The following is an 18451-nucleotide window of genomic DNA, read 5'->3' as shown; positions in this document are numbered from 1 at the left end:
AATGCAAATAAGTTTATCGTTCGACGCTTTTTTTGAATGCACTAATGGCGGCGACTAAGTTTTGTACGATCTCTTCCTGTCCTTCGTCCGATAGCATAAAAGCCTCTTCAGTACGATTATTCATAAAACCTATTTCTGTCAAAACTGCAGGCATACCCGCCTCCGCTAAGACGGCTAATCCCTGTTCTAAAATTCCTCTACTTACACGACCTGATTTTACATATTCTTGCTGCATCAAGTTGGCCAACTTGATACTCTTCTCACGGTATTGATTTTTCATTAATGAGAAGATGATATAACTTTCTGGATCTTTGGGGTCAAATCCTTGATAATTTTCTTTATAATTTTCCTCTAACAATAGGGAGGCATTTTCACGAATTGCAGCAGTCTGCTCGCCTAAACGATGTGAGCCCGATACAATAGTCTCTGTTCCTCTAGAAGAGCCTCCTGGTGCCGAGTTACAGTGAATAGATATAAATATATCCGCTTTTGCAGCATTGGCCATACGAATACGTTTATACAAATCAATAAACTCATCTGTACGTCGAGTAAACATAACACGTACACCTGGTAGCTGTCGCTCAATTTCTTTTCCTAGTTTTAATGCCACTTCCAAAGCAATATTTTTCTCCAAAGAACGTGAACCCTTTGCTCCCGAATCTCGTCCGCCATGGCCTGGATCAATAACAATTGTTCTAATTTGATAGGACTGTGGAGGTACAGGATGTGGTTTTGGTGGAGTAGCACTGGTCAAAACCATAAATAATAAAATCGCCGGGGCTAAAAAAAATATAAATTTCCGCTTTCTAATATTCAAATCTGATTTCATGTATATTTTTTTAATTTCTGTAATTTAATAACAAAATGTAATGAGTAATATTGTGCTACAAAAATAGGAAATGTTAATCTCGTTAAAAAACGTCACTTTCTATTTGTTTTTGACTAATTTTGTCGAGCTTAGTTTAATATTTTTACAAAAATAACATTTGTCTTTAATTTTGAAGTCGTTAACACACATTTTAACCATATTCCTTATTCTTTCGCTAAGTGTTTTTTCAGCATTTTCGCAAGATAAAATTTCCGTAAAGACAACGTCAAAGAATCTAAAAGATTCTGTTTCGGTCATAGGAACCCCTGACTCCATTCGTGTGAAACGAGACTCCTCCCTAATAAACAAAGACAGTACCAAAAATAAAGGCGGATTGCAGGCGGAAGTTAGTATTATCGCTCGTGACTCGCAGCGTACTGAAGTTGATAAAAACATAAGTCACTTGTACAAAGGGGCTAAGGTTAAATACCAAGATTTTGAACTGTCAGCAGATTATATTCGATTAGATCGAAATAAAAAGCAAATATTTGCTTCGGGAGTGATCGACCATAACGGCAAATATGTGGGTCGTCCTATTGTGATGACGGGGTCCGAGAGCCCTAAGACAGTAGATTCTCTGTTATACGATTATGAAAAACAAGAGGGTAATACTTATGGAATCATGACCGATGTGGAAGGAGGATTCATTCAAGCAAAAGTAGTACGTAAAAACTTATACGATGAAATGTCCTTGTACCATGGTCTTTACAGTACCTGTAATCTACCTGAGCCCCATACACATTTTGGGATCTTCCTGAGCAAAGGAATCGTGACTAAGAATCAGATCATCGCTGGACCTTCTTACCTCGTATTGCAGAATATACCGCTAAAATTTATCGGTTTTCCATTTGCCTTTTTCCCTAAACCCGATAAAAGATCTTCCGGATTCTTATTCCCATCTTTTGGTGAAGATTACACCCGTGGTTTTGCGATGCGTGATATTGGTTGGTACTTAGCTTTCAACGATTACTGGGACAGTGAAGTACGAGGAAGTTTATATTCTAAGGGATCTTGGGAAGCATCCATCAATACGCGATATACTGTAAATTATAAATATAATGGTGGATTCAATATCCGCTATGCTTCAACAAAAGCCGGAGTAGAGGGAACGGATAATTATGGTACAAACAAAGATTTTAATGTCACGTGGAACCATACGCAACGCCAAGAAGCAAATCCAGGAACATCTTTCTCTGCTAATGTCAATTTTGGAACAGGATCTTATTTTAGAAATACGGGTGCAAACGGTACCAATACCTATAATGATATCACTAAAAACAACATGTCTTCTTCCATCAGTTATGGTAAAGTATTTGCCGATGGAAAAGTCAATTTCACGTCCAGTCTGAGTCACCGCCAAGATATGAGTACGGGTAATGTTTACTTGCAATTGCCTAATTTTAGTTTAAACGTATCTTCTTTCAATCCTTTTGATTCGAAAGACCGTGTAGATGAGCAAAAATGGTATCAGCGCATCAATGTTGGTTATAGTTTGCAAGGAACCAATACGTTGAATACAGGTGATTCAACCTTATTTACAAAACAGACTTTAAAAAAATTCACGAACGGTTTTCAACATAATATTCCGATCAGTCTATCATTAAATGCATTCAAGTATTTTCAATTTAACACAAGTGTAAATTATACTGAAAGATGGTATCTGCAAAGTACTCGTCAACGTATGGAAAATACAAAAGAGGGGTATATTGCGGTCCTTGATACAGTCCAAGGTTTCAGAAGAGCATACGATTATTCTGTATCTACTGGATTATCGACCAAAATCTATGGTATGTACCCCAAAATAGGTAAAATACAAGCCATTAGACATGTCATCACGCCATCGGTCAATATTAACTATAGACCGGATTTCTCAGACGCGATGTATGGATTTTACAAAAATTATGTCGATCAGTATGGAATGATTAATCGTTATTCCATTTTTGATAAGAATGTTTATGGCAGCCCATCGGCTGGGAAATCCATGGGAATTGGTTTCTCCGTGGATAATAATATTGAGGCAAAAATAAAGAGCAAGTCTGATACAACGGACGGCGGATTTAAAAAAGTTCCTTTACTCCAGGGATTATCCATAAGTGGGAATTATAATTTTGTCGCCGATTCGATGAAATTATCACCGCTTAACTTTTCTGGTAGAACAGCACTATTCGGCGAAAAGATAAATGTCAATTTCAATGGTACGTTAGATCCATATGCCATCGATCAAGCTGGCCAACGCTATAATAAATATGTCATAAATGAGGGTAAGCTTGCTCGTTTGACTAACTTCGGTTTATCTTTTGATTATAGTCTCAACCCTAAAGCTGCCAAAAACAGAAATAATAATATTGATTCTTTGCGTAGTCAGATCGGTAGTAACATGACACCAGAGCAGGCACAGGCACTGTCGCGTATCAGTGCTGATCCAAATGCATTTGTCAATTTTAGTATTCCGTGGAATTTAGCTGGATCATTTAGTTTCCAATATTCTAAACCAGGTCAAGTTTCAACTATTACTAGTACGGTCAATATACATGGTGATGTCAGCCTAACACCTAAGTGGAAGGTTACTTTTAATTCAGGTTTTGATTTGAAAGCAAAGGAAATCACCTTAACACAATTCAATATTTATAGGGATCTTCACTGTTGGGATATCGCGATTGGATGGACACCATTTGGAAGATATCAAAGTTACAATTTTACGATCAGGGCCAAATCTTCCATCCTACAAGATTTGAAACTTTCGAAAAGAAATAGTTCAGGAGGCAGTTATTATTAATAACTGCTTTTTTTTCTTTATTTTATTACATCAAACAAAGCTTCGAAAAAAAAATCGTAGCTTTTGCTATTTAACATAGATACGGATTTATTAGATATCCATGAAAGCACAAATCATAACTATAGGAGATGAAATCTTAATTGGTCAAATTGTCGATACCAATTCAGCTTGGATAGCGACTCAACTCCATGCCAACAACATAAGTGTTTCACAAATTATTTCGATATCGGATCAAGAGGACGCCATCTTAAATGCGTTATCCAATAGTCAAAATCAAGTAGACCTCGTGCTTATAACAGGTGGACTCGGACCAACTAGAGATGACATAACGAAACAAACTGCAGCAAAATATTTTGACACACAATTGCGACGTGATCAAACTGTGCTCCAGCATGTAACTCAATTTTTTGAATCGCGAGGCAGACCCATGTTGGAGATAAACAGGCAACAGGCAGATGTTTTGGAGGGATGCACACTTTTATTTAATCAGTATGGTACAGCGCCAGGAATGCTCATAAAAAAGGAAGACACGACCTTTGTCTTTATGCCGGGTGTTCCTTTTGAAATGAAGCATTTAATGAATACACAAATATTACCGCGACTTACTCAACAAGAAAATAGCACCTATCTTTCGCAGGAAAACATAATTGTTGGTGGAATCGGTGAGTCCTACCTTGCAGAGAAAATTGCCGATATAGAATCGGAGCTTCCCGATTCTATAAAATTGGCTTACTTGCCAACATTGACATTTGTGAGACTTCGTCTTTCGGGCAAAGGATCGGATCAAGAAGCAATAACGGCCAGTACCAAATATTATGCTGAACAGCTCATCCACAGACTTGGAGAGCATGTTATTGCGAACTATGATACGACTATAGAGGAATTTCTAATCCAAAATTTCATTGAACACAAATTAACATTGACAACTACTGAAAGTTGCACAGGGGGCAGCTTGGCAGCTATGATCACGGCTATTGCCGGTTGTAGCGCGATGTATGTGGGCGGTACTATACCTTATTCGAACAAATTAAAACAACAGCTCTTGGGTGTTAGGGAAGAAACGTTGCTTCAATACGGTGCTGTGAGTGAACAGACTGTAATAGAAATGGCAGAAGGTGCCAAAAAGAAATTTGAAACCCATTATGCCATATCTACAAGTGGTATTGCTGGTCCAGGTGGTGGTACCATAGACAAACCTGTAGGTACCGTATGGGTGGCTGTGGCAGGTGAAAGGGAAACCATAACGAAGAAGTTTCAATTTCAAAATGACAGAACAATTAATATTGAACGAACACGACAATTGGCACTTTTCATGCTTTGGCAACTTTTAGTCAAAGAACATCAGATAGGCATGAGTTTGTAAAATATTATTCCGCAAAAATTGATTTATCAAAAATTATATTTTACTTTGTAAAATATAAACCTTAAAATAACTAACTTAGTATTTAAAAGGATTGCAGTTGAATTATTATGGCATTATATAAATTATTACTTCCTAAAATGGGGGAAAGTGTATCTGAAGCTACTGTAACGAAATGGTTGAAACAACCAGGTGATACCATTAGCGAAGATGAAGCAGTTTTAGAAATCGCAACCGACAAAGTAGATTCTGATGTGCCTTCTCCGGTAAAAGGAATATTAAAAGAACAACTTTTTTCAATCGATCAAGTTGCACAGGTGGGTGATATAATCGCTATTATTGAGATCGAAGGTGAACAGAATGTAGAGGAGACTATCCCATCAAATGCGGAACAAGCTTCGGAAACCATTGTTAATCAGATCGAGGTTACGCCAACAACCATACAGATCGAGGATAAAAATGTAGAAATACCTGGTTTAAATCAGATTCAACCTACAGTAGATCATCACCAATCTAGCATTCAAAGTGGAATTAGATTTTATTCACCATTGGTCAAAAATATAGCATCCCATGAAGGTTTAAGCCAGCAGGAGTTAGATCAAGTGACGGGTAGTGGGTCGGATGGTCGTGTAACAAAAGAAGATATTTTAAAGTATGTAGCAAGTAAAAAACAACAACCTGCTTCTACTCAAACCAATACTGCTCCAACAGCAGCAACTACTCTTGTCGATAAAAAAGAGCAATATGCTACTGCACCTGTTGAGACAGCTCATACGATCAATTCCGGCGGAGACGAAATCATCGAGATGGACCGCATGCGCAAACTGATTGCGGATCATATGGTCAAAAGTGTGCAGACTTCGCCACATGTATGTTCATTTGTCGAAGCTGATGTAACCAATTTGGTTAACTGGCGCAATAGGGCAAAGGAAATCTATAAAAAGAGAGATGGTGAAAATATTACCTTCACTCCTATTTTTATTGAGGCCATTGCTAAAGCTTTGAAGGATTTTCCAATGGTCAATGTTTCCGTTGATGGAAACCATATCATCAAAAAGAAGAATATCAATATCGGAATGGCAGCAGCGCTGCCTAATGGAAATCTAATCGTTCCTGTGATTAAAAATGCCGATCAATTAAGTTTAGTGGGACTTAGCAAATCGGTCAATGATCTGGCTAATCGTTCACGCGCTAATAAATTAAAACCAGATGATACGCAAGGAGGTACCTTTACCTTTACTAATATCGGTGCTTTTGGCAATATTATGGGTACTCCTATCATCAATCAGCCTCAAGCTGCGATCTTAGCTGTAGGGACGATTAAAAAGAAACCTGCAGTTATCGAAACTGAACATGGTGACCTCATTGGTATCAGACAAATGATGTACCTGTCGCTATCGTATGATCATCGGGTTATTGATGGTGCATTGGGCGGTACATTTTTGAAAAGAGTCGCTGACTATTTAGAAAATTGGGATATCAATCGCGAAATATAACCACAACAATACGGAATAAAAAAAATCCTTCTCTATACATGCAGAGAAGGATTTTTTTATGTCTAAAATAAGCTTTTGTTAAGAATTCAAATGTTTTTGAATTACAATACGGTAACGCCAATATAGCAATATGGAAGAAGTCAGTAAGCCCATGGTCAAACCATACCAGATCCCCTCGACTCCCATTCCTAAATGTACGCCCATAAAATAGCCACTTGGTAACCCAATAATCCAGTACGCAATAAACGTGATTAAGGTCGGAATATTGACATCTCCCATACCCCTCAATACGCCCAAACCGACCACCTGAGTTCCATCAAATAGTTGAAATAATCCGGCTATGATTAATAGGTGTGAAGCAATGGTGACTACTGCCATATCCTTTGTAAAGATAAAAGGCAGATAATTATTAAAGATGGCAAAAATAGATGCTGTCAAGGTCATAAAGATCAAAACCAGTTGATAAGACGAAACTGCGAAACGCTGTAGTCGAAAGAAATTTTTGTTACCAAAGCTATTTCCTGTCTTAATTGTTGCTGCAGCAGCAATTCCACTTGCCATCATATAGGTCATCGCAGCCAGCTGAATAGCAACTTGATGTGAAGCTTGCTCTACGGCACCAATTGTACCAGCGATGAGTGAAGCGCCGGCAAATGCGCCAATTTCAAACACATATTGCATCGCCACAGGTGCCCCAATTTTCAATATTTTTCGAACACGGATAAGATCTACTGCCCAAAGTTTAAATTTACTGATGTAAGGTTGAAAATAAGAAGATTTCATGACGTAAAATAGCATCACCACCATCATCATGACACGATCGATCAACGTACTGTACCCTACTCCACTAACCCCCATAGGTTTGATACCAAACATACCTTTAACAAAAATGACGGCTAAAATAATATTAAGTACATTTCCCCAGATGGTGATGTTCATGGCTTGCTTAGTAAATCCTAATCCTTCTGCAAATTGCTTGAAGGCGCTAAAAATCATCAGAGGTAAAATCGATAAACTTAATATCAGCAAGTAAGGTTTTGCCTCTTTCACAACTGCAGGATCTTGGTCCAAGTGATCAATAGCCAACATCGACCCAAAATAAACAAGGCAAAACAACAGTACTCCCGCTATGGCATTGATCCAAATACTATTGGATAATAATTTGGCACATTCTTCTTTATTGCCACGTCCGTTTTCTTGTGCGATTAATGGTGTGATCCCATATGCAATCCCTAGTCCGATCACCATGACGATCATAAAAACAGCATTGACCAATGATACCGCAGCCAAGGGTATAGTACCGGCAAAGTGCCCTACAATAACACTATCAGCCATGTGCACCATGGTATGACCCAATTGAGAAATCACTACTGGACCAGCCAGTATAAAAGTGCTCCAATAATAAGGCTTGTAAGATTTTAATCGCTTCAACATATTTCCCGCTACTAAATTTGAAAAGATTTCAAAAGTACGAGAATTTTCCCACTCCTACATTTCTTATCTATCAATAAATGATAATGAAATTGTCAAATTAACACACTAAATTTTTACAATTGAATTGTTAATATTTCCTTAAACACTGTTTCATTTTTAAAATATTGCTGTAACTTAGCATTTATAATTTATTAAAACGATAGTATAATGTACAGTCAAATATTTGCATTTCTTAACATAGGGACATCAGAAATGATGTTAATTTTGGTCATCGCTCTTTTATTATTTGGTGGTAAAAAACTTCCTGAATTAGCAAGGGGCCTAGGTCGTGGAATTAGAGAATTTAAAGATGCTTCAGAGGGTATCAAGAGAGAGATTTCTGATCAAATTAATAATTTCGAAAAAGATATTGATTTAAAAGTTGAAGAAAATCCATTAGCAGAAGTTCAAGCTGCGGAACAAAAGGTAAAAGATGATGCAGAAGCTGAAAAGACGGATGAATCGGAGAAAAAAACTCCTCAATTTACTGCTCCTGAAGGCACTATGCAATACAGCCGCCAACCTGATTATGGCGAAGAAACTAATCATTTTCAATATGGCTACAACGATCATTTTGCAGAAAATGCACAGACCGCTGTAACAGAGGAAAATCCAACTACCTCTGTTGAAAATCCAGTAACACCTGTTGAACATCCAACTGCATCTATCGGAAAAACAACAACAGATCCTCTCAAAAATACAGAAGAACCTTCGAAAGAAGCATAAGTTTAAGCATTTTATTTTCAATAAGATATTGTCAAATAAAGCTGTTGGATTATTTCCAGCAGCTTTCTATTTTAATAAATATTACATTCTCTATTTATGACACACGAAATTATAGTTTCGAAGGAATTAGCAATTAGCGAAAAACAGGTACAGACAACAATTGGTTTATTAGATGAAGGCGCTACAGTTCCTTTCATATCTCGTTATAGAAAAGAGATGACAGGGAGTCTAGATGAAGTGCAGATAACAACCATACGTGATCGCATCCAACAATTACGTGATTTGGATAAAAGAAGGGAAGCGATCTTAAAGTCTATCGCAGAGCAGGGAAAGTTAACTCCAGAACTAGAACTCAAAATCAAGAACGTAGAGACAATGGCCAACTTGGAAGATATTTATCTTCCTTACAAACCTAAGCGTAAAACACGCGCAAGTATGGCTAGGGAAAAGGGGCTTCAACCACTGGCTGACCTCCTCCTCGCCCAAGAACGCACGGATTTCACAGCTTTAGCAACATCACTAATTGATGAAGATAAAGGGGTAAACTCGGTAGATGAAGCGTTATCGGGTGCACGTGATATTATTGCAGAAACCATTGCGGAAAATGCGGAGGTAAGAGATAAAGCACGTAAAATATTTTTAGAAAAAGGTCAGTTTGTATCTAGAGTCGTACCTGGAAAAGAAGAAGCTGCATTGAAATATAAGGATTACTACGAATGGTCCGAATCGTTAAAAAATGCTCCTTCTCACCGTGTACTAGCCATGCGCCGCGGTGAAAAAGAAGAATTGCTTTATTTAGATATAGAAGTGACAGAAGAAGAGGTCATCCCAGTCATCGAACAAATCTATGTCAAAGCAAATAATGAAGCCTCTGCTCAGGTCCGTTTGGCATTGGTGGATAGTTTTAAGCGTTTATTAAAACCATCAATGGAAACTGAAATCAGAGTTTTGACACGTCAGAAAGCTGATGAAGAAGCGATCAAGGTATTTGCAGATAATGTACGACAGTTATTATTGGCTGCTCCACTGGGACAAAAAAGAATTTTAGCGATCGATCCGGGATTTAGAACAGGTTGTAAAACGGTGGTGCTGGATCAACAAGGAGCATTATTAGAAAACACGGCCATATTCCCTCACAGTGGTGCTGGAGGTCTTGCGGAAGCAACGCGTACGATTCCGTACCTAGTGAAAAAATACGATATCGAAGCGATTGCAATTGGCAATGGAACAGCTGGAAGAGAAACCGAAGAATTTATTCGTAAACTCAACCTGGATCAGGTGACTATCGTCATGGTCAATGAAAGCGGTGCATCCATATACTCGGCTTCAGAAACAGCCCGAGAAGAATTTCCAGATCAAGATATCACTGTCCGCGGTGCTGTCTCCATCGGTAGACGATTGATGGATCCATTAGCAGAACTTGTGAAAATAGATCCCAAATCGATTGGTGTTGGCCAGTATCAACATGATGTCGATCAAAATAAATTACAGAGCTCCCTAGATGATACTGTCATGAGTTGTGTCAACAATGTTGGTGTTGAATTAAATACCGCATCGAAACAAATTCTAGCTTATGTATCTGGATTAGGGCCTGCCTTAGCACAATCGATCATCAATTATAGAAAAGAAAATGGTCCATTCAAGTCACGTCGTGAATTGAAGAAAGTACCACGTCTAGGAGATAAAGCTTTTGAACAGGCGGCAGGATTTTTGCGCATCCGTAATGCTGAAAATCCATTAGATGCCTCAGCGGTACATCCCGAACGTTATAAATTGGTTGAACAAATGGCTAAGGATCTTTCAACAAGTGTACATGACCTGTTAAAAGATGCTGAATTAAGAAAAACGATACCATTAAAAAACTACATCTCTGATGAAGTTGGTCTCCCGACTTTGAATGATATAATGGCCGAATTAGCAAAACCAGGATTAGATCCACGTGAAAAATTTGAAGCTTTCTCCTTTACAGATGGTGTAAATACGGTTTCTGATCTACGTGTAGGAATGAAATTGCCCGGTATTATTACCAATATCACTAATTTTGGTGCTTTCGTTGATATTGGTGTGCATCAAGATGGGCTTGTACATTTAAGTCAGCTCTCCAATCGTTATATAACTGATCCGCACGAGGTGGTTAAAGTGCAGCAACATGTAGAGGTGACGGTAACGGAAATTGATGAAAAGAGAAATCGCATCGGACTATCTATGAAAACTAGCGAAGTATCTTCGTCTCCAAAACCAAAAAGAGAACAGAAGACTTTTAACCAAAAAGATCGAAAGGAAAAAGAACCTGAAACAGATATGGCTTCTAAACTTGCCGCTTTAGCGAGCAGATTTAAATAATAAAAAAGGGTGATTTAAGTAAAAAATCACCCTTTTTTATTTGAATTTGGTTATTTTAGAGATATGTTAACATTTGAAAAATTTTCATCTTCCACAGCATTGGCTGTGCCTCCTATGGATCTGTCTATTTGGCTAGAGTCACTATGGTGGGATAAAAAAGGCGATTGGCAAAAAGCGCATGATTTAATAGATCATTTACAAGATGCTCAATCTGCCCATATACACGCTTACTTACACCGTAAAGAGAAAGATCTTTGGAATGCCCGATATTGGTATAATCGAGCAAAAAAAGAAGAATTTAAAGGTTCACTCGATGATGAATGGGAGGAGTTAGTAAAAATACATTTGTTTTAGTCATAGGTTAAGAACATATTTAGGTTTTAATTCCCATCGGGACAAAAAAGTTATCTGAAATATTCGATATGGCAATATAGCCTAACGAAAAACAAGAAGATATACTTACACGTCATGATAAATAAAAAATAATGATCTCCTTTTTTCATCTAGCGGATAAAAAAAGAGGTTATCTCGAATAACAAGTATGAATTTATGCAGCTGAAGCTTCATACTTTATTCCAGATAACCTCTAACCATTAACGATCTAATCGATTACGAGTGACTCGTTCAGAATTAGTATCCTGGATTTTGGATTAATTTGGTATTTCTATTCATTTCATCGCGATGGATGGATATAAAATACATTTTATCTAACCAGTTTCTATTTTCAATACCTGGTGCAATTGTATTCACTTTATAAGAGTAGGTATAATTGTCCGTATTATATTGGTAAAGACTTACGAGTTTACCCGCTTTAAGTGTTCCGAAAATATTGATTAATGTCACCTGTCTTCCTATCGTTTCCTTAGCATTCATCCAGCGTCTCGTGTCAAAGAAACGGTGCTCCTCATAAGCCAGTTCAACCCGTCTTTCATTGCGGTATCGATCTTTTAATTTTTGTCCAGATTCACTATCGGCAATAGCAGGCATACCCGACCTGAATCTAATCTTATTGAGCCACGTGCGTGCTTCGGCATCCTCTCCCAATTCGATACAAGCCTCGGCGTAATTTAATACTGCTTCTGTATATCGAAGTACAGGCCATGGCACACTTTGTCTGGTATTTTGATCAACGATTGCAGGATTGGCATCTACAAATTTTCGCATGTAATATCCCGTGTAACTACCATTCCAATCTTCCACAGGAGAATTACGTGTATCTAATCCATATTGTATAGATTTAACTCCTCCTGAATTGGTCACCTCATATTGACCCGTTTGAATTTGATTTAAAGGATCACGATTTTTAACATCATCTGTTCTAGGTTTCCAAGTAGCGCCATCATATAAAATCGAAGCGCCTAACCGAGGATCACGATTGGTATATATATTTGCTGCGTGAGCAGGATTATTCCAATCAAATTTATCGCCAGACAAAGTTTCATAGTCATCTACAAGCAACTGAGTTGGACTATTTCCAGCCCAATTGTGATAGCCATTAGGTCCATTGTTACGACCAACATATGCCCCTGCCTCATCTTTCAAATCATTGAAAAATCTTCCTAAAATTAAATCTCGTTTTGCATCGGCATCAGCAATTTTTGAACTTCCGCCCATGGCTAAAGCAATATAATTAGCACGTCCATCAGCTGGCGTTTCTTTCGTAGATAAATCTAACTTATATGCAAATTCTGCTTTATCCAGCACAGCCTTTGCTGCTGCTTTAGCTTTTTGCCATCTCTCTGTTCTATTTCCAGAAACATAGCCTAAGTATTCGGGATTACCATAGGCTGAAATCGTATTTGATTTGGCCTTTGCCGTTGGGATATCGTGTAAGTCTGAAGCTGCATATAGCAACACACGAGCTTTTAATGCCAAAGCAGCAGCTTCATTGGTACGTCCATCTACTTTTGCCGCCCCATTCAATAAAGTCGCTGCCTGTTCACAATCTTTGACAATGAAATTGACGCATTCTTCGTACGTATTTCGAGCTGCAGTATAGTCGGTATCTTCGAGCGTATAAACCTTAGTAATCAATGGAACCGCACCATAAAAGCGTAACAGTTGCTGATAGTAATAGGCACGTAAGAAATAGGCTTCACCTAACATCTGTTTAGCCTGCGATTCATTATTGAATTTTGGTTCAATAAGATTTTCGATCGCAATATTAGTGGCACGTATGCGCTTATACATATTGCTATACTCATAGGTATCAACGATCCATCCCTGATCGGCAGGATTGGATCTACTCTCCGTGATGGTATTGATACCTCTACCCGGATGAGTAAACATAGACTCATCTGTCAGCGAGGCCAACATCTGTTCGTTAAAGCCTCCTTGTCCAAACCCATTGTACAGATCATTTACAAATGCCTGAGCAAGTCCAGCATCTGTCCATACGAGTTCTTTTGGAACCTCCGAAAGTGGCTTTGTATTGACAAAATCATCATTACAGCTGGCAAATAACCCTGTAAATAATAAGGCAGAAATCGGTATATAAAATAATTTTATTGTTTTCATAATGATAGCGATTTAAAAAGATAAAAGTATACCTGTATTGATTAATCGAGCTTGAGGGTAGTAATGCCCTAAGGTATTAGTCGATTCAGGATCGTACATTTTCAATTTGGACCAAGTAACTAAGTTCATACCACTCGCATAAACTCTAAAGCTTGAAATCCCTAAGCGCTCCACAAGTTTTGCACTTAAATTATATCCTATTTCCACATTTTTTAAGCGCAGATAATTATTGGAATGTAACCAATAGGTATTGCCGCTGGAATAATACTGATCGGAGCGGTCTGTGATACGTGGATGTTCGGAACTGGGGTTGTCAATCGTCCACCTATTTTCATAGAATTCATGCAAGTAGTTACCGATTGCACCAGATTCGTCTGTTGCGATCCGCACTTCACCCCCCGTAGCACCTTGGAATAAGATCGATAGATCAAAATTCTTGTAACGCAGGCCCAGATTTAAGCCTCCTTGAAAGGTTGGATTAGTGTTTTTATCTGTACGGACACGATCTTCAGGTGTAATCTTTCCATCACCATCATAATCCTTGTACTTCATATCACCAGGTCTGAGATTATTCGTGATAGCCGAATAATCGAGCGTATTTGCACTGATCTCTTCTTGGTTTTTAAACACCCCATCATACTGATAGTATAATCCCGAATTGATTACTCGACCAGTCGTTTGCTGCCATGCCGGTGCTCCAGCTGCTTCATCCCAAAAAACAATTTTATTTTTAGCATATCCACCATTTATAGAAGCACTATATCCCCAATCACCTTTCTGATCACGGTACCCTAAATTAAATTCCCATCCTTTGTTATCTACCTTACCAATATTTTCGGCAGGCAGGGTCATTCCTGTACTTTGTGGAATTGATGCATTGCGTCGCCAAAGAATTGAATTTCGTCTATTTTTAAAAACATCAAATTCAAAATTAATCTTGCCGCCTAAAAATTGTGCATCAATACCTAAGTTATAGTTATTTGCGACCTCCCACGTGATGAAATTATTTGGAACACGGCTTTCATACAAGGTCTTGATCATTTCATCCCCTATGATATAGGTTCCGAATTTATACGTGGAGAAGAATTGATATTCTTGCAGTAGATCATCATAAAAGACATTATCATTTCCCATCTGACCATAAGATGCCCGTATCTTAAAATAATTAATGGCTTTTATATTATCCTTCCAAAACCCTTCTTCTGAAGCGACCCAACCCAACATCGCTCCTGGAAAAAATCCATAACGCGTTTTTTGAGGAAACATATAAGACCCATCATAACGCCATAGCAACTCCGCAATGTACTTCGATTTATAATTGTAATTGACCCTTCCAAAATAATTCAATCTTGCACGCTCCCATGCGCTACCGTCATTATTTTTCTCGGCATCACCACCCGCAAACAGATAATCGATCTTATCCGATAAGAAATAGCGTCGATAAGCAGAGAAACTGTCATTTTGGATGGTCTCTCTATTGACACCTGCCAATATGTTAAACGTATGATCGCCAATCACTTTGTCATACGTCAGTACACCGCCTAACAAAATATTCAATTGATCTTCATCGGACTGGTTTAATCTTGGATCTGCAGGGCCTCTTTTACCCGCGACCAATTGTGGTGTCACCCCATCAGCTTCATAAGCCCCTTGCCAAGTATACAGGTACCAAGGAGTTTCCCAACGTTTGATTTTTTTAATATACTTATCGACTGCTGCATTTCCAGAAAATTTCAATCCTTCTATCCAAGGAATCGTGATATCAATCTGCCCATTGGTCTGAAAGTAATATCTTTTATCTCGTTCATAACCGGTATCATTAGTCGTGATGACCACAGGATTTTCACCATTTTCAATATCAGGTCCAGGCATTCCATTTGGCCAATAAGCCGGTTGAGTAGGATTGCCGCGCATCAGCATTCTAAAAATTGTACCTGCACTCTTAGTCGGAAAATTTCTATTTTCTTGACGACCTAAAACGCCGAATTTAGTGGTGATGTATTGACTAATTTTAGCATCCAGATTAATCCTCAAATCATACTGCTTATAGCCAGTAGCAGAATTTTTATAATACGCATCTTGATTTTGATATCCTATGGAAGTGAGGTACTTTACGGCATCATTACCTCCCACAATCTGAACATTATGCTTTTCCTGTGGAGACCAATTTTTTAAAGTCTCTCCATACCAATCTGTGTTTGGATGCCCCCAAGGGTCGCTTCCATCTTTAAATAATTGTACATCTTCAGGTGTAAAAGGAGCCGAAACAGTGGTACTATTGGGTCTTATATAGTTACCTGTAGTTCTAAAGGCATTTTGTGCCGCGCTCCATTCCGCTACTGGCAGTTTATAAATTTCCAGTTCATTTCTCAACTCTGAATATTCAACCGCATCTGTTAATTTGGGAATAACGGTTGGTTGGGAAAATCCTTTATTAAAATTGTACGAAAATTTTGGCTTTCCAGTGGTTCCTCTTTTTGTAGTTACTAATATAACACCGTTAGCGGCACGAGCTCCATAAATGGCGGCCGAAGCATCCTTCAATACAGAAATATTATCAATATCAGCAGGATTTAATCGTTCAAAACCACCTTGACGAGCCGGAATTCCATCAATAACAATTAATGGACTGGAGTTACCCAAGGTGTTTGTCCCTCTAATACTAATGGTCGAACCATCATAACCTGGTTCTGCCGAGCCATTTGTTGCGATTACTCCCGGTACACGTCCAGCTAGTGCATTGGAGACATTAAGTGCTGGAGATTTGGCCAAATCAGTACCTTTTACAGCAACAACAGATCCAGTAACCGTTTCTTTCTTTTGTACACCATAACCGACCACCACGACTTCATCTAGATTGGCATTGGAACTCGCAAGACTAACCATAATACTGGTTCTACCTTTGATATCTTCGTCCGTGGAAGTCATTCCAACCATTCGAAAACTTATTTTTCCATTACTAGGCACATTGGCCAGAGCATATTCTCCATTTTGATTTGTTTTGGTCGCTAGGTTAGTACCTACAACAAGTACCGTAACACCTGCTATTGGCGTTCCGTCATCAGCACTGGTTACAATTCCGCTGACAGAAATCTTTTCTTGCGCCAAGTTCATAAGAGTAGGGCTTTTTGTGCTTGCAAGCACGGGAGATTGGCAGATTGTCGATAAGGAGAGTATTGCTCCCATCCAAAAAGCCTTTTTCCATTGGTTTTGACTTAAATTAAGATTGCTCATAATTTTTTCTGTTTTGGTTTAATTAGTTTGTACGAATTAAATCAAGAGTACGTCTTGCTTTTATTGGCTCAGAAATCCAATATGCTATCAAACAAAACAATTTACTTGATTTAATGGGTTTAAATTGGTGCTGTATACGCAACACTAAGGTTGTATTTTGTACACAATCTAAGATAATAGAAATTATTCATATCGTAAAAGAAAATCTAATATACTTTTAAAATATATATATAAAATTCTCGTAATGAGTAATTTAAATGTAAGTGTGACGTTTAACCGTCATCGTAAATACATAAACGATAAGTTATTCACACTTCAGTGTTAATAACCTACCACAATTGTTCATAACGGTGAAGGACCGGTGTCTAGAGTAGTCACTTATACACATAATATAGAGTAAATTACCGTCTTTATTCACATCTATATCATATCTGACATAGGAAAATTGAAATGTTAACTACTTATTTTCCATGATCACAAGAAATGAATAAATCACCCCATAATATGCCTTTAATTGGAATAAACGCATAAATCAGGTTCAAATCACTTATTAACAAATGAAATAATAATTGTGGAAAAACCATTAAGCAATCCAAACAGTTATCCACAATCTCAATTCACAATGTGGATAACTAAAAAACACACTCTCGACACGGGTATGAATATCAGCCTTTGTAAAAATCATCGCGCTTAGCACTATTGCTATGATTCTCAAAACTGGGCTGCAATAAAAAAGGGTTATCCTAATGGATAACCCTTTTTTATTATTTCGACATAAAATAATCTATGCAAATAGATCTGAACTTAAATAGCGATCACCTCGGTCACATGCAATAAAAACAAGGACTCCTTCTTCAATTTCATTTGCGACTTTTAACGCCGCCGCTAATGCTCCACCTGTACTCATGCCTGCAAAAACACCTTCTTTACTAACCAACTCGCGGGCCATAGCTGTAGATTCCTTCTGTGAGATATCAATAATACGATCTACGCGTGAAGGATCAAATATTTTTGGCAAATACTCTTGTGGCCAACGACGAATACCAGGAATCGAAGATTCTTCTGTAGGTTGGCATCCTACGATCTGAATGGCTGGATTTTGTTCTTTTAAATAAATGGAGTTTCCCATGATTGTACCGGTAGTTCCCATAGCACTTACAAAATGGGTAATCTTTCCAGCTGTGTCGCGCCAAATTTCGGGCCCGGTGGTTTTGATATGAGCTTTATAGTTATCTGGATTGGCAAATTGATTCAAAATAAAATAATCTCCTGATGCAGCTTTCTCTTCTGCATAGTCACGACAAATTTCCATGGTTTCCAACAACGTCACTTTTGCCCCAAAGGCTTCCATTGTTAGTGTACGTTCACGCGTAGATGTAACAGGCATGACGAGTTCTAAGCTGAGACCATAGATACCCGCAATCATCGCGAGTGCGATCCCGGTATTACCGCTAGTGGCTTCAATCAATTTACTGTCTTTTGTAATTTCCCCTCTTTCCATGGCAGATCGAATCATGTTCAGTGCAGCACGGTCCTTTACACTTCCTGCAGGGTTATTACCCTCCATTTTCGCGTAAATCTTCACCTTTCTATTGGTATGAAATTTTGTAATTTCTACTAAAGGTGTATTTCCAATTGTATCGATGATATTTCCCATA

Annotated in this window: 11 protein-coding genes; 6 read left to right on the top strand and 5 right to left on the bottom strand. The window is 38.2% G+C overall.

Annotated elements, in window-relative coordinates:
- Positions 1–13 precede the first annotated feature (13 nt).
- A complete protein-coding gene (locus tag AC06G9_RS03810) occupies positions 14–829 on the bottom strand; it encodes an N-acetylmuramoyl-L-alanine amidase family protein (RefSeq protein WP_052627765.1) in 816 nt (271 codons plus the stop codon).
- A 169-nt stretch (positions 830–998) separates the two neighbouring features.
- Between AC06G9_RS03810 and AC06G9_RS03805 the strand changes: the two genes are divergently transcribed.
- The 3 genes from AC06G9_RS03805 to AC06G9_RS03795 all read left to right on the top strand — a co-directional run bounded on the left by AC06G9_RS03805 (position 999) and on the right by AC06G9_RS03795 (position 6500).
- Complete coding sequence (locus tag AC06G9_RS03805; protein WP_248754721.1) at positions 999–3644, top strand: putative LPS assembly protein LptD; 2646 nt, start codon at positions 999–1001, stop codon at positions 3642–3644.
- 100 nt (positions 3645–3744) lie between these two features.
- Positions 3745–5007 (top strand): competence/damage-inducible protein A, encoded by a 1263-nt coding sequence (locus tag AC06G9_RS03800; protein ID WP_480957538.1) that lies wholly within the window; start codon positions 3745–3747, stop codon positions 5005–5007.
- Positions 5008–5114: 107 nt separating this feature from the next.
- Complete coding sequence (locus AC06G9_RS03795) at positions 5115–6500, top strand: dihydrolipoamide acetyltransferase family protein (protein ID WP_480957537.1); 1386 nt, start codon at positions 5115–5117, stop codon at positions 6498–6500.
- Between the two features lie 78 nt (positions 6501–6578).
- On the opposite strand, the gene AC06G9_RS03790 is transcribed toward AC06G9_RS03795, so the two are convergent.
- The gene (locus tag AC06G9_RS03790; RefSeq protein ID WP_045753343.1) at positions 6579–7934 is read right to left on the bottom strand and encodes an MATE family efflux transporter; all 1356 of its coding nucleotides are present in this window, start codon (positions 7932–7934) and stop codon (positions 6579–6581) included.
- A gap of 207 nt (positions 7935–8141) precedes the next feature.
- On the opposite strand from AC06G9_RS03790, the gene tatA reads away from it, so the two are divergent.
- From tatA to AC06G9_RS03775, 3 genes are all read left to right on the top strand, one after another.
- Positions 8142–8699, top strand: coding sequence for a twin-arginine translocase TatA/TatE family subunit (tatA, locus tag AC06G9_RS03785; protein WP_480957536.1), 558 nt, complete (start codon positions 8142–8144; stop codon positions 8697–8699).
- 96 nt (positions 8700–8795) lie between these two features.
- Positions 8796–11042 (top strand): Tex family protein, encoded by a 2247-nt coding sequence (locus AC06G9_RS03780; RefSeq protein ID WP_434441659.1) that lies wholly within the window; start codon positions 8796–8798, stop codon positions 11040–11042.
- Positions 11043–11105: 63 nt separating this feature from the next.
- Positions 11106–11396 (top strand): hypothetical protein, encoded by a 291-nt coding sequence (locus AC06G9_RS03775; RefSeq protein ID WP_045753341.1) that lies wholly within the window; start codon positions 11106–11108, stop codon positions 11394–11396.
- A gap of 276 nt (positions 11397–11672) precedes the next feature.
- Here the strand turns inward: AC06G9_RS03775 and AC06G9_RS03770 are convergent, their stop codons facing one another.
- The 3 genes from AC06G9_RS03770 to cysM all read right to left on the bottom strand — a co-directional run bounded on the left by AC06G9_RS03770 (position 11673) and on the right by cysM (position 18450).
- Positions 11673–13559, bottom strand: a complete 1887-nt coding sequence (locus AC06G9_RS03770; protein WP_346574630.1) for a RagB/SusD family nutrient uptake outer membrane protein — start codon at positions 13557–13559, stop codon at positions 11673–11675.
- A 12-nt stretch (positions 13560–13571) separates the two neighbouring features.
- Entirely contained in the window at positions 13572–16793 is a 3222-nt protein-coding gene (locus AC06G9_RS03765; RefSeq protein ID WP_480957535.1) for a SusC/RagA family TonB-linked outer membrane protein, read from the bottom strand.
- Between the two features lie 784 nt (positions 16794–17577).
- A complete protein-coding gene (gene cysM / locus AC06G9_RS03760; RefSeq protein ID WP_248754728.1) occupies positions 17578–18450 on the bottom strand; it encodes a cysteine synthase CysM in 873 nt (290 codons plus the stop codon).
- Position 18451: the final 1 nt, after the last annotated feature.

It is taken from the genome of Sphingobacterium sp. MAE (assembly GCF_056711605.1).
This window is presented reverse-complemented; position numbering and strand designations above follow the sequence as displayed.

Coding starts and splice junctions, on each gene's coding strand:
- AC06G9_RS03810 (WP_052627765.1), bottom strand. CDS start 829: ATGAAATCAGATTTGAATATTAGAAAGCGGAAATTTATATTTTTTTTA.
- AC06G9_RS03800 (WP_480957538.1), top strand. CDS start 3,745: ATGAAAGCACAAATCATAACTATAGGAGATGAAATCTTAATTGGTCAA.
- AC06G9_RS03795 (WP_480957537.1), top strand. CDS start 5,115: ATGGCATTATATAAATTATTACTTCCTAAAATGGGGGAAAGTGTATCT.
- AC06G9_RS03790 (WP_045753343.1), bottom strand. CDS start 7,934: ATGTTGAAGCGATTAAAATCTTACAAGCCTTATTATTGGAGCACTTTT.
- tatA (WP_480957536.1), top strand. CDS start 8,142: ATGTACAGTCAAATATTTGCATTTCTTAACATAGGGACATCAGAAATG.
- AC06G9_RS03780 (WP_434441659.1), top strand. CDS start 8,796: ATGACACACGAAATTATAGTTTCGAAGGAATTAGCAATTAGCGAAAAA.
- AC06G9_RS03775 (WP_045753341.1), top strand. CDS start 11,106: ATGTTAACATTTGAAAAATTTTCATCTTCCACAGCATTGGCTGTGCCT.
- AC06G9_RS03770 (WP_346574630.1), bottom strand. CDS start 13,559: ATGAAAACAATAAAATTATTTTATATACCGATTTCTGCCTTATTATTT.
- AC06G9_RS03765 (WP_480957535.1), bottom strand. CDS start 16,793: ATGAGCAATCTTAATTTAAGTCAAAACCAATGGAAAAAGGCTTTTTGG.
- cysM (WP_248754728.1), bottom strand. CDS start 18,450: ATGGGAAATATCATCGATACAATTGGAAATACACCTTTAGTAGAAATT.